The sequence below is a fragment of the Rhizobium sp. 22-785-1 genome, assembly GCF_053521965.1.
Genome location: NZ_JBNWDI010000014.1, coordinates 1 through 11919 on the forward strand (window position 1 = coordinate 1; position 11919 = coordinate 11919).

Below are 11919 nucleotides of genomic sequence, written 5' to 3' on the forward strand. Positions count from 1 at the left end.
ATATCATGATATTGTTATTAAGATTGACCGCCGCCAATTATTGTTGCCCTTCCGATCTGCCTTCTCACCTGTACTCCCTAGGATTCGCCATCATTTTGATTTCGCACAAAACCATAAAACCTATAAAATCATCTATTTATAGCAGTCAGACTTATCAGTCCTAGCAAACAAATGCACCCTAACTAATCCACGCCAAACCTCTTCCCTCGAGATAGCTTTAATTAATTTATATTTTTCCGCCTCAGCAAATTTACGCTTTAAACGCGCCAATCCCTACCACTAGTGAACTCACGTCGTCGCTCGTAATCACGCGAGCCAATCCGTACTATAGTAAATTATTCTGTCTACATAGTATAAAATAGACAATATATTTATTAATTAAGTATTTATAGGTACAATATACCACAAGGCCCTCTCTCGCCACCGTTGCCGTCATTGACAAAAAACCAAAGCGATGGCATAAATGACAACATGATTGCGGCGGTACTTATCGAGCGTTCCAAAACTATTTTGCCAGACGGTGCGATCGTCGAGATCGTTGTCTGGAAAGTGCCCGAGCCCGTTCTTGGTAGCACGCACCTGTTCAAGTATCGACTGTTTTACGGAAAGGACGGTCGCCGCATCGACGGTTTCGACAACGAACGCGGTAAAGGCGATCATCGTCACCTTGACGGAGCCGAACACCCTTACTCGTTCACGACGACCGATACCCTCCTATCCGATTTTCGGAAGGAAATAATCAAGAGGAGGCAGAAACCATGAGAGAAGCCTTAATTCAAATCCGAGCAGACAGTGAAGCTGCCCTTGAAGAGGCGTTCGTCAGGGCAACGAACGCAATGCGCTCAGGTAATTCCTCTGAGCCTGTCGCAGTCTTCACCTTCTCGTCGCCGGCGCAGCTTTTTTCCGTCATTAGCCCCAAAAGATGGGAATTGATCGAGCATCTTCAGAAGATCGGCCCCTCGAGTATACGCGGACTTGCCAGGGCCGTCGAACGTGACGTCAAACGCGTACACGAGGACACGTCCGAGTTGTTGGAGTGGGGTATATTCGAACAAACTGGAGACGGAAAGATTCATGTCCCCTACGACGTGATCCATGCAAATTTCGACCTCAGAGCGGCAGCCTGATCAGGGACCATACCGCAAAGCTCCTATCACTTTGTGCGCCTTTCAAGGGAGGCCCGCAGCAATTCAACCAGGTCGGATCGTTGTTCGGGATTGAGTTTATCCAGATTGCGCTGCCGCCAGCGGATCGCCGGAAGTTCTGCGACATGGCTGATCCTCAATAGTGACCAGTCCGGTTCACCGCGCTCAAAGCCGATCAAAAATGCACGGTGATGATCAGGCATTCCTCCGATCAGTGTCTCTATCATTTCATGCTGCGTCTTAATAAGTTCTTCTATGGCAATGACCTCCTCGGTCATGCCCTCAAAGCCGTTGCGGTATTCATTCGCAAGGTCTTTGACGCGGCCCGACAGCACTTCACCCATCGGGCGATTGTGGCTAAGCAGATAAATAATGAACGCTTCGCGAAGTTCGTCGCTCAGGCCCTCATGGGTAAGCAAACCCCGCACATCGAAAAGGTCGCGCGGATGTTGGCGGTCCAGCGCGGCAACAAGCTTGCCCGCAAAAAGGTCTTCGAATGAAACGACATTGGTTTCCGCAAAGCCGAACACCTCTTCTACGGCTTCGGTGACGGGAGCGATGAACGGTTCGTAAACGACACCCCGCAGGACGGGTGAGACTTCGATCTTCACCTGCGTTCCCTCTGCCATCACAAGCAGCCGCAAGATAGCGCCATCATGCACGTTTTCGGTGACGCGTGCGCCGCGCAGATCTGCCAATGCGGAAGTCTTGATGCGTTTCATGGCAGCGTCGATTTCCACCAGCGCCTCAGACCTTTCGTGCATGGGCAAATACATTAGGTCGATATCAACAGAGAGACGCGGCAGGTCTCGCACAAACAGATTGATCGCCGTACCGCCCTTTAGAGCAAAGCATGTTTCACGGGCAACAATGGGAATGAGGCGCATCAGCAGCCGGACCTGGGCTTGGTACTGGTCACGAAACGGCATCGAGATCCTCTGGTACGGTGATGAGATAGGCCGGATCAAGCTTGCCGCCAGGGACAAGCATACGTTTACCCTTGCCCAGATCGATTGCCGTCTTATCCAAACGCTTGAGCCAAGCATGGCTGTGGCGATCCGCAAAGAAGAAGAAAAGCCGCTTGACCTTCACGCTGTTGCAATCTTTCAGCAGTTTTTGCAGCCGCCTTGGACTTAAATTTGCAGCATTTTGCATGATCATGTCGGCCTGATGAAAACTCTCGTGACGCGGCAGCTCGTCGAGCATTTCGAGATAGGCCCGTTCGGGCTGTGAAAGCATCAGCGGCCAGTCCCAATGCCCCCACGCAACAGTGGTAAGGCCACATCCTTGTCCATCGGCGGTATGCCATGCACCGCCTGGCCCCTGGCTGGTCGGATCGTTGGGGAACAAGGTCGCGCTGTTGTGATAAGCAAAGCGCTGGGAAAGGTTCAGCTTGCCCAACCAGGCAGGTGGCTTTTCAACACCGTAAAGGTGGACGGTCTTTATCTCATAAGAGAGGTAATGCGCATAGCCCTGTAGCTCCAGCGCAGTACGGCCGCCAACGTAAAGCGGCGTTCTCAGAAGCAGAGTCTGGAGCGATATGACCACTTGCTGCCAGTTTAGTTCGCCGCGTGGTTTTCTATAGACGCTGCGCACTGGTTGTTCCAACCAATCATTCTTGACATAATAAGCGCGCAGATTGCTGGCTATGCCACGCTCCTCAAGCCATGCGGCATCTACGACCAGTCCCTCGGGAAGATCTCGTTCAAGTCGGTTTAAAAGTGACACGCGTTGCTCAGCCATACTGAGTATAATACCAAATGTTGAAACCAACTCAAGTTTATTAAATACATTAAAAACTCAGTCAAACTGACTTATTTGCTAAAATAGCAAACCGGCCTTTCTTCGTGACACACCAACGCCGCGATCATTCCGGCAAACCGCCCAAGCGATTTCTCAAGGCGCTGGATAGCTGAGGTTAACTTTCACTACCACTCGCTTGCCGTAAGACTATCAACCGCTCAGGGCCAATTTCGTAAAAACACCCTCGATCTGGGGGCTAAGCGTTGGCGAGATTAAACAATGAATTGCTGCCGAGGCTTAACCTTTGGCTGATTCAGACAGAATTCCCGCCGTTAGCATCGAGGGCGGCAAGATCTTCTCTCAGACGAACCGCCATATCCATTTTCTCGTGCAAAATGCTCATCACGCCCAGATCGCCGTTATCCAGCGTCCGGAAGAACAGATAGTGACGCTCGTAACGTAACGGCTGAAATAGGCCTCACGCTTTATGCCGGATGGCACAGCAAGCCTTTGCGGGAGCCAGAGAAGACGATTGTCGCAGAGACGATGCAAGTGCGTGTGCAGCCCTCTCAGGTAGGACTCGGCTTGCGCTTCGCCCATTGCTCCACGGTGTCTTGCCAAATTTATCCTGCGCTGCGTCAGCAGGGGCGTAAAAACGGTACGCGGGCATGATCAGCCGCGTTTGTTGCGGCGGATTACATCATCGGCGATCACTGTCACAAACTCGCTATCATCCGCGCGCATGGCAGGAGCCAGTTCCTTTTGCAGAGCCTCCCACGCTTCGTCTCGCGTGTGAAGGTCTCGTCGGATCAGAGCACGGATGTATTCGCTTGCGTTCTCATACAGACCCTCGTCGTCGATTTGACGCTGTATATGGTCTTGCAAAGCCCCACTGATCTTTACCTGAATGCTAACGGATGGCATCAGACTGCCCTTTCGGTCTCCTGAAATCATCGGAAGCGTAGCAAATATTGTCAATATCCATCACGCCTCTTCTCCGTCCTCATCCTGAAGATCTCTGCCAGACAACAGTTGCTTCCACATCGTCCGCGACTTAGGGGAGCTCGCCCTAATGCTATGTCCGACCCCGTTCATGAGGTCAAATGCTGCCGTTGTAGCCTTGTGCCAACAGCGGCGGCGGCCGGTCCCGAGATCGATCTTCTGCTCACACTCCAGACCAAAACCCTTGGACAATAGAGATCGAGCGAAGCCTGTCGCCGAAACTCGAAAAAGGGTTTCACATTGCTTGCGAATATCTCCAGCCACTAAAGTGCATTGCCATCTCGTAGTATATGACATCATGGTCTATCCAAGCCGTACCCAATTTGTAAGAGATCAGCACAATGTCCTTATTAGCCGGTGAAAGCCGCTTCGGCGCATTTCGCCATCCCGCCTACCGGCAATTTTTCTCCGCACGCTTCCTCTCCGCCTTTGCAGTGCAGATCGTCAGCGTATCGGTCGGCTGGCAGATGTATGAGGTCACGGGCAACGCCTTCTATCTGGGCCTGATCGGGCTTTTTCAGTTCCTGCCATCGCTGCTTCTCATTCTGGTAACCGGAACGGTCGCAGACCGTCATAATCGCCGCATGATCATGTCGCTTTGCCTACTCGTTGCCTGTGCCTGCGCGGCAGCGCTGCTGGGACTGACCCTGGCGCATGCTTTTACGCCGTCGCTCGTCTTCCTCATTCTCATCCTGTTCGGCATAGAGCGGGCGTTTATGGGTCCGGCTGTGCAGTCGCTTGCGCCGAATCTGGTGCCGGAAAGTGATCTGCCCAATGCGATCGCTTGGAACTCGTCGTCATGGCAACTCGCGTCCATTCTCGGCCCGGTTGCCGGTGGCCTGCTCTATGGCGCAAGCCCGGTAGTCTCCTATTCGGTCGCCCTTGCGCTCTTTGCGCTCTCGGCTATCCTTGCCTTCATGATCAGGAAGCCGGAGCAGCGAACAACACCACGCGCGGTGACGCTGGAAAGCATGCTCGCAGGCTTCCGGTTCATCTCTCATGAAAAGGTGGTGCTGGGCGCGATCTCTCTCGATCTTTTCGCAGTTCTTCTGGGTGGTGCGGTGGCGCTGATGCCGATCTTCGCCAAGGAGGTGCTGACGCTTGGACCCTGGGGGCTTGGTCTCTTGCGCGCGGCACCAGGCATTGGCGCGATCCTCGTCGCAATCTTTCTGGCCTTCCATCCAATCCGCCACCATGCCGGCGTGATGATGTTTGCAGGCGTTGCCCTCTTCGGTGCCGCAACGGTGGTCTTCGGGCTCTCAGCTACGCCATGGGTGTCCATTGCCGCCCTGGTGGTAATGGGCGCAGCGGACATGGTGTCGGTCTATGTTCGTGAAACGCTGATCGCGCTCTGGACACCGGATGAGGTGCGTGGCCGTGTCAACGCCGTCAACATGGTCTTCGTCGGAGCTTCCAACGAACTGGGCGAATTTCGCGCGGGCAGCATGGCCTCCGTTTTCGGCGCGGTGCACTCCGTCGTCATCGGAGGAATCGGCACGCTTATGGTCGCAGCCATCTGGGCGGCGCGTTTTCCCAAGCTTCGCAAGATCGATAGTCTCGAAGCGCCCGAGAAAACGTGATTGGAATCACCGGTGTCAACTGAGACATTCAGATCGAGATTTCGTGTGCCTCGCGCCGGCTGCAGGCCATCCGGAACACGAACTGAACGGAGCAAATGTCATCGAGCCGGGCCACTTGATCAGCCCATGCTTGTCGACGGAAAGTTTAGTCTGAACGCTCTCCATGTCGCTCAAAACCAGCTATCGGTCGCACAAACTGTTAAAAAGATCATACACTATCGAGCGCGGTGGACCTCGCTGGACGACCGACGACGCGCGATAAACTCCCGAAGAATAGGAAGGAAAAACGCTTTACTGAACCGTCCCACGGGCGGCTCTGGCTCAAGATAGAAGGAATGCCCGATGACGTCGCTGTTATACTCATCCAGAATGATCCAGAGCCGTATATCTGCATCTAGACCAGCACGACGCTTTTCGATCGCCGGGATCTCAAAAGCAAAACGATTAGCTTCCGGATGCTTCGTCGTAATAGGAAAGAAAAGAACCAGATCGCCATTCGGACGGGCGAGCCTTACGCCAACAACTACAGGTCGACCTTTTCGACCTTCAGTTTCACAAGGGGCGCCTCCCGGCTCCACAGGTAAGGGTAACGAATTACGACTGCAGTCTCGATTTCATTGAAACCGCTCACCGAACCAACTCTTCAGTTTCCGCATACGCATCGACCGCTGCCTCAAATTCGTCCAGCAAAGCCTCAGACATACTATCAATGGTGTCGACCAAACGCAGATCAGACCGCCGCATCAGGCGTTCATAATCCTCAATATTAAGAAGGACTAGACGAGGCTTGTTGCGCTGCATGATCGTCACCGGATGACGAAGCGCCTCAGCGATAATATCACCAGACTTCCTGGAAAGATCACTCGTCGTGTAGGAATTACCTGACCCTGGCACCAATCGCACTCCCATTTTTCATAGCGACGCTAGCAAAGTCTCGTAGTGGGATCCATAAAATACAGCAATGCTGTAAATGCTGTAAATGCTGCTCGCGAGACAAACGGGCACACGGGAGCATGGCGTGCAAGGGTCTGCGCGCATCGCGCCCGCACGGCTTGCAGCCAGCCCACTTAAGCCAGATTTCAAGAGTCAATAAATTTGCGACAGTGACTTCATCTCTGGGTGAATGCCAGCTGCGCAGCAAGGCTAGCGAAACCTACCGCGAAACCGCGCCGCATCCATACTTGCACCAAAGCGCTGGATAGTACGTGCCGCCGCATAGCGGCGGCAAAGGCCCCATAGGTAGCGAAGATCACGAAGGTCATCGCCATGAACACCAGGCTCAATTCCAGCATACTGCTAACAGGTGCTGCATCGCCGGGCCGCACGAATTGCGGCAGGAAGGCAAAGAAGAAAATCGAGAGCTTAGGGTTGAGTAGGTTGATGAGGATCGCAGAAACGATCACCTGCCGAACGCTCTTGGTGCTTGCCTCTTCGTTCAGGCTCAGCATTTTGCGATCACGGAACATCAACCATGCCATGTAGAGCAGATAGGCTACCCCGAGGTATTTGAGGATCTGAAAGGCAAGTGCGCTTGTATGCAGCAGGGCGGCGAGGCCGCTGATCGCAGCCAGAATATGCGGGACAATACCGAGCGTGCAGCCGAAGGCCGCAACGAGGCTAGCGCGTGCGCCGCCCGAGAGACCGGCGGCCATCGTGTAGATCGCACCGGTACCGGGCGATGCGACAATGATCAACGAGGTCAGTAGAAATTCAAGCGTCATACCGGTTCCATTCGTGTTAGCGCAGCGGCGGGCCAGATCGCGGACAGCGCCGCGGCAAGCGAGGATGTGAGGGCGGCGGTATCCTCATCACCCATTTCGTGCAGGGCTTCGGTGACGACCAGAGCTTGCGCAGTAGTGGAACGAACAGCGGACCAGCCGCTTTGCCGGTTCGTCCAGCGGCGCGCATGGGCGCGTCCGTCATCGTCGGCAAAGATGACTTCGCCGGTTTCGGGATGCTCGATGTCACCGGAAAAGGATTCATAGGTTTCGTCGCCGCGAGCAAACCGCACGGTCAGCGTGCCCATGATCTTGCTCGTATCAAAGACCGCGACCGGAATAGCGAAGGCAAGCGAAGCCGCATTGCACAGGTCGATCAGCGGATGAAGGGTGGGAAGTGACCCTTCTTTCCGGTAGCGACGTAATAGAGCCTCGGACGCACATCGATATTGCGTCGGCTTCAGGCCCATCGCGGCGAAGGCGCGCCGCCACGCTTGTATCTCGGGAAACTCGCCTTCGCTGGCAGCGACAAGCCGCTTGTCGGCAATTGCGTTTAGTCGCGCGATCTCGATGGAAGCATCGGACTTCGCGTTGATGCCGTCTACAAGGAGCGTGCGTGAGCAAAGTTGCGGGAACTGGTGTCGGATTTCAGGTGCGTAGCGAAACTGTGTGGGCATATTTTTGGCTCGGTTGATCTCGAACCATATGCCGGGGCTCGCCGTGCAACGTCTCGAAGGAAATTGCAGCTTACTTCATCGCGGCAGCGTAGACGCCGGGCGACATGCCGTAAGCGCGGATGAAAAGCCGTGTCATGTGGCTTTGGTCGGCGAAGCCGCATGCATGCGCCGCATCCGCCAACGTCGTGCCACCGGCAATCATCTGTCGCGCTCTTTGCAGCCTGCGCTGGACGAGATACGCATGTGGCGTAAGGCCAGTCGCCTTCGAGAAGCCTCGCACAAGCTGGAACTCGCTGACCCCGCCGATTGCAGCCAACTCGCCCAGCGACAGCGGCGCAGAGGGATCATCGTCAATACGCTCGCGCGCTCGGCCAATTGCCGTGGGGGCACTTGGTGGCTTTTGATCTCGGCGCTCGATAAGCCGTGACAGCAGCCGCAACAGGTTCTCCCTACCTTCGATCTCGCTATGGCCGCCGTGCGGATCAGTGACCGCCCGGAAGAGAGACAGTAAACACGCCGCCGATGCCGGATCACGCAAGGCGGGGCATGAAAACTCCGCGCTGCCGGCACTACCTTCCGTCAGGTCGCTGATTGCGCCAGCCACGGCAGCCGGGTCGAAATAGAGCATCTGCCAGGCTCGGCCGTTCTCCCCCAACGGTGAGCCATCGTGCACCTCGCCGGGATTGACCGTGATGACATCGCCGGCCTCAGCCTCCACGATGCCGCGTGCGCTCATGGACCTCTGCGCACCGCGTAGGATGACGCCGATCCCGAATTGATCATGGGTATGTCGACCGAACGTATGAGACGTGTCGGCCAAAACCGCATCCACGCCTCTCATCCGGGCACTGACTATCTTGAATTTCCCTTGTGTCATGTGTCCGAGACCACAGCGAATTGGTGGATCAAACCATGCGAACCGCGGAGCGTTCAATGGCTAGAGTTGTCGCTTAATTCCTGACATTCGATGCCTAGCGCTCCTGCGCAGCAGGCCGGTCGCGCCCATCCATAAAGTCAGTCGTCACATTGGGTCCGTCGAACCAGCTATCCCATATCTCCTCGGCCGGCGCTATGATGCGGGTGCGTCCGATCGCAACGATATCGACGCGTTTAACATCATCCGGCAGAGCGACTGCTTTCGGGACGTGGACCGCTTGACCACGATTGGTCTTAAAAACTGAGCCCTGCTCCATCTCTTCATCTCCCCCGCAGCGAGTAGACCTATGGTAGCCGTTCCAGTGGGAAATGTCGAAGCGGTGTACAATCTCGCACTGACCAAAACTGTTAACGAACCGGTTCCGACTGATGTGCTGATCTTCGACCTGAAGCGCTCAATGAAGCTCTCTCATGCCTGCGGCCCTGGCCTAACGGTTACCTGCGCGCCATATACCTCTCGCAGTTCCTTCTGGCCAGGCTGACGATCACTCGCTTGATGGAGCAGCCTGGAGGTGTATCCGATCTCGCGCGCCCCCTCGATCAGCGTAATGTCCGAATTACCGGGATTGACGGATCGTTCAAACCAGTCAACCGGATGCTGAAGGAAACTCATCTCGAAGGCACGATTGGTAACACCGTGGCCGACAATCACCACATTGTCGTGGCCGTGCCGCGCCTCGTGCATAATAGTCTGCAGGAACAGCCGCATCCGCTGCGCTACATCGGCACGACTTTCGCCATCGGGCGGCCGGGCATAGAATTTGCCGCTATTGCTGCGTAGTCTCGCCCATTTTTCGAATTCGTCGGGAAACTTCTGCTTGCGCTCAGCATGGTCATAGATTTCCGTGAAGAGCCCGAAATCCTGCTCCCGCAGGAGATAATCCTCGCGGACCTTACCGATGCTCTCGGCAGGCAAAGCGTCGAGTAGAGCGTCCTTGCTTTGGCGGGTGCGCATGAACGGTGAGTACCATATGCGAAGCGTCTCTAACCCCGGTTCGGCCAGTCCTGCAAGATAGGCTGCGATCACAGATCCAGCTCCACGCGCCTGGCGATATCCCCACTGCGTCAACGGGACATTGTGATCGCCAAACTGACTGTAAGCACGCTCGTCCAGATTACCCAGGGATTCTCCGTGACGAACAAGAAAGATGCGCATGAGCTATCCTGCTACAAGGGTTTGGACGCCACCTCTCCCAACCTTCACCGACAGATCGATACAGTGGTGACTTTCAGAACCATCCATTATCACATGAACTCCAAACCGCGAGACTGCAAACCGGCATAGGGTCAGCAAATTGACATGGTCGCTCACCGGACATAGAAAATTGACCGCTGATCAAGACATTCCTGGCGGTCGAGATAAACGAGCCTCGCTCGCCAAAAGCTCAAATCATCGCATCGGGTGACAACTCGAAGTCTGTCCAGACGCTGGTTTAACACCCTCGTAGTCGTCGACAAATTCCACCAATCGCTTCGCCAAGCAGGCCCACCTCAGTGCCCAATAAATTCCGCTCGTTCAATTGAAGCGCAAACCACTGGTATTCATCGTATGGATGTTCTACCCGCAACGCACCGATATCGATGAGACGGCCCGGTTATGGCAATCCTGTTCAAGACGACAATTTCTGAAGACAACGCATTTTCCAGGATCGAGCAACTGCTCAACTCCGGCATTGAATACGACGGCTATTTGAGTGTCGCAGACGATGCCGGCGAGACGCCGCTGCCGTGGGGGCCCTCCATGAGCGCCGAAGAGTTCCTCGCCAAAGTAAGAGAACTACTGGAAGTGACCTGGAAAGCCGCCCGCTTCTGGGTCATCTATGAGCGTCGCGAGGACCGTGCAGATCCTGATGCGATTGTGATGCGCAACGCGGCGTTTCGCATTACCCGTGGATATAACGGCGTCATCATCGCCTCGTTCAGCCTTCTGGGCAGACACGACGCGTCCCATGATCTCGAACTTGTCTTCGTCTGTTTTCGGGAGGACTTCCAGCGCCGAAACTTTAGAATTCGCTTCGAAAACAAGCCAATTATCCCTCTTTGACGAGCATGACATCGATCCGCCGGGCTGCCATCTGAAGGCCACCTGAGCGACCATGCGTCTGCGCCCTGGCTTGAATGCCACTTTGAATGACGCTATATTGCGTCATAATTCGCGGAAGAATGCGCAGGAAATTGATATGGCTCTGACACAATATGCTGACGATGGCCTGTTTGCGCCCAACAAGATCGCTGAGGTTCTTCATACCACAAGCGAAGATATCGCTCGTAGTGCTGGACTCGGCAAAGACGCAGTCCAGCGCAAAGAGCGGATCAAATCGGACAAGACCCAGAGGCGCCTGCGTGAAATGATCGAGGTCGTTAATAAGGTTGAGCTTCGGTTTGGATCTGCGCTGATGGCCTATGCCTGGTATCGCTCAGAACCCCTTTCAGGCTTTTCCGGCAACACCGCAATGCAACTCGTGCGAAACGGCCGGGCTGATGAAGTGCTCGACTATATCGATGCCATTGATGCCGGCGTCCACGCCTGACCTGGCCAATGCACTATAAAGGCAAGCTCTACCGAGCGCTCAATCCGCTCTACGCCCGTGAGCCGCTTTCTGGACGAGGCGCCGAACTTTATGGCGGCAGGTTCAATCCAAAGGGTATGCCAGCACTTTACACGTCACTGACCATCATGACGGCGCTGAGAGAAGCAAATCAGGCGGGAAGTTTGCAACCGACCACGCTCGTATCCTATGACGCAGATTTCGAGCCGTTGTTCGATACGCGTGACCAGAACCTTCTCGAAAAACACCAAATCACTCCTCAAACGCTGAGTAACACGACTTGGCGAGACGAGATGAACCTGCGCGGTGAAGCGCGAACGCAGCAGCTTGCCCGGGATCTGAAACACGCCGGGTTTCACGGCCTGATCGTCAGGAGTTTTGCTCCCGGCACGACCGACGCTGACCTCAACATCGTGCTATGGACATGGGGAACGTCGCTCCCAAATCGTCTATCCTTGATCGACGACGAACGGCGGCTATCGAGATAACATCCACCTTCCGCTCTTTTCGCACCACCTCAAGCGCCGAGATGAAGCCTTGGACCGAAATCCAGATCAGGCATCGGCATC

16 protein-coding genes and 1 pseudogene are annotated in these 11919 nt (G+C 55.0%); 7 read left to right on the top strand and 10 right to left on the bottom strand.

Annotated features, from left to right (window positions below):
• The first annotated feature begins 471 nt into the window (after nucleotides 1–471).
• The gene (locus ACQZ5M_RS20480; protein ID WP_449080726.1) at nucleotides 472–762 is read left to right on the top strand and encodes a toxin-antitoxin system TumE family protein; all 291 of its coding nucleotides are present in this window, start codon (nucleotides 472–474) and stop codon (nucleotides 760–762) included.
• Nucleotides 759–1127, top strand: a complete 369-nt coding sequence (locus ACQZ5M_RS20485; RefSeq protein WP_449080727.1) for an HVO_A0114 family putative DNA-binding protein — start codon at nucleotides 759–761, stop codon at nucleotides 1125–1127. Before ACQZ5M_RS20480 ends, ACQZ5M_RS20485 begins: the two co-directional genes overlap by 4 nt.
• Before the next feature lie 26 nt (nucleotides 1128–1153).
• Here ACQZ5M_RS20485 and ACQZ5M_RS20490 read toward each other — a convergent pair whose 3' ends face one another.
• Together ACQZ5M_RS20490 and ACQZ5M_RS20495 are read right to left on the bottom strand one after the other, a co-directional pair.
• Entirely contained in the window at nucleotides 1154–2074 is a 921-nt protein-coding gene (locus ACQZ5M_RS20490; protein ID WP_116494917.1) for a nucleotidyl transferase AbiEii/AbiGii toxin family protein, read from the bottom strand.
• A complete protein-coding gene (locus ACQZ5M_RS20495; protein WP_449080728.1) occupies nucleotides 2061–2888 on the bottom strand; it encodes a type IV toxin-antitoxin system AbiEi family antitoxin domain-containing protein in 828 nt (275 codons plus the stop codon). The genes ACQZ5M_RS20490 and ACQZ5M_RS20495 overlap by 14 nt, the downstream gene beginning before the upstream one ends.
• A 304-nt stretch (nucleotides 2889–3192) precedes the next feature.
• Between ACQZ5M_RS20495 and ACQZ5M_RS20500 the strand changes: the two genes are divergently transcribed.
• A complete protein-coding gene (locus ACQZ5M_RS20500; RefSeq protein ID WP_449080729.1) occupies nucleotides 3193–3351 on the top strand; it encodes a hypothetical protein in 159 nt (52 codons plus the stop codon).
• Between the two features lie 209 nt (nucleotides 3352–3560).
• Here ACQZ5M_RS20500 and ACQZ5M_RS20505 read toward each other — a convergent pair whose 3' ends face one another.
• Complete coding sequence (locus tag ACQZ5M_RS20505) at nucleotides 3561–3812, bottom strand: ribbon-helix-helix domain-containing protein (protein WP_449080730.1); 252 nt, start codon at nucleotides 3810–3812, stop codon at nucleotides 3561–3563.
• A gap of 419 nt (nucleotides 3813–4231) precedes the next feature.
• Between ACQZ5M_RS20505 and ACQZ5M_RS20510 the strand changes: the two genes are divergently transcribed.
• Nucleotides 4232–5470, top strand: coding sequence for an MFS transporter (locus tag ACQZ5M_RS20510; RefSeq protein ID WP_449080731.1), 1239 nt, complete (start codon nucleotides 4232–4234; stop codon nucleotides 5468–5470).
• A 215-nt stretch (nucleotides 5471–5685) separates the two neighbouring features.
• Here the strand turns inward: ACQZ5M_RS20510 and ACQZ5M_RS20515 are convergent.
• From ACQZ5M_RS20515 to ACQZ5M_RS20545, 7 genes and pseudogenes are all read right to left on the bottom strand, one after another.
• Nucleotides 5686–6101: pseudogene (locus ACQZ5M_RS20515) on the bottom strand (hypothetical protein).
• On the bottom strand, nucleotides 6098–6364 hold the full coding sequence (locus tag ACQZ5M_RS20520) for a type II toxin-antitoxin system prevent-host-death family antitoxin (protein ID WP_113326002.1): 267 nt from the start codon (nucleotides 6362–6364) through the stop codon (nucleotides 6098–6100). The pseudogene ACQZ5M_RS20515 and the gene ACQZ5M_RS20520 overlap by 4 nt, the downstream one beginning before the upstream one ends.
• Before the next feature lie 215 nt (nucleotides 6365–6579).
• Entirely contained in the window at nucleotides 6580–7191 is a 612-nt protein-coding gene (locus tag ACQZ5M_RS20525; RefSeq protein ID WP_113325880.1) for a LysE family translocator, read from the bottom strand.
• On the bottom strand, nucleotides 7188–7865 hold the full coding sequence (locus ACQZ5M_RS20530) for a B3/B4 domain-containing protein (protein ID WP_449080732.1): 678 nt from the start codon (nucleotides 7863–7865) through the stop codon (nucleotides 7188–7190). The genes ACQZ5M_RS20525 and ACQZ5M_RS20530 overlap by 4 nt, the downstream gene beginning before the upstream one ends.
• 70 nt (nucleotides 7866–7935) lie before the next feature.
• On the bottom strand, nucleotides 7936–8742 hold the full coding sequence (locus tag ACQZ5M_RS20535; protein ID WP_449080733.1) for an AraC family transcriptional regulator: 807 nt from the start codon (nucleotides 8740–8742) through the stop codon (nucleotides 7936–7938).
• Nucleotides 8743–8836: 94 nt separating this feature from the next.
• Nucleotides 8837–9058 (bottom strand): type II toxin-antitoxin system VapB family antitoxin, encoded by a 222-nt coding sequence (gene vapB, locus ACQZ5M_RS20540; RefSeq protein WP_449080734.1) that lies wholly within the window; start codon nucleotides 9056–9058, stop codon nucleotides 8837–8839.
• A 152-nt stretch (nucleotides 9059–9210) separates the two neighbouring features.
• Nucleotides 9211–9957 (bottom strand): histidine phosphatase family protein, encoded by a 747-nt coding sequence (locus tag ACQZ5M_RS20545; protein WP_449080735.1) that lies wholly within the window; start codon nucleotides 9955–9957, stop codon nucleotides 9211–9213.
• A 441-nt stretch (nucleotides 9958–10398) separates the two neighbouring features.
• Between ACQZ5M_RS20545 and ACQZ5M_RS20550 the strand changes: the two genes are divergently transcribed.
• The 3 genes from ACQZ5M_RS20550 (at nucleotide 10399) to ACQZ5M_RS20560 (ending at nucleotide 11838) form a co-directional block, all read left to right on the top strand.
• A complete protein-coding gene (locus ACQZ5M_RS20550; RefSeq protein WP_449080736.1) occupies nucleotides 10399–10845 on the top strand; it encodes a hypothetical protein in 447 nt (148 codons plus the stop codon).
• A gap of 136 nt (nucleotides 10846–10981) precedes the next feature.
• Nucleotides 10982–11332 carry an MbcA/ParS/Xre antitoxin family protein gene (locus ACQZ5M_RS20555; protein ID WP_449080737.1) on the top strand — a complete coding sequence of 117 codons (351 nt, stop codon included), beginning with the start codon at nucleotides 10982–10984 and terminating at the stop codon, nucleotides 11330–11332.
• 8 nt (nucleotides 11333–11340) lie between these two features.
• Complete coding sequence (locus ACQZ5M_RS20560; RefSeq protein ID WP_449080738.1) at nucleotides 11341–11838, top strand: RES family NAD+ phosphorylase; 498 nt, start codon at nucleotides 11341–11343, stop codon at nucleotides 11836–11838.
• Nucleotides 11839–11919 lie beyond the last annotated feature (81 nt).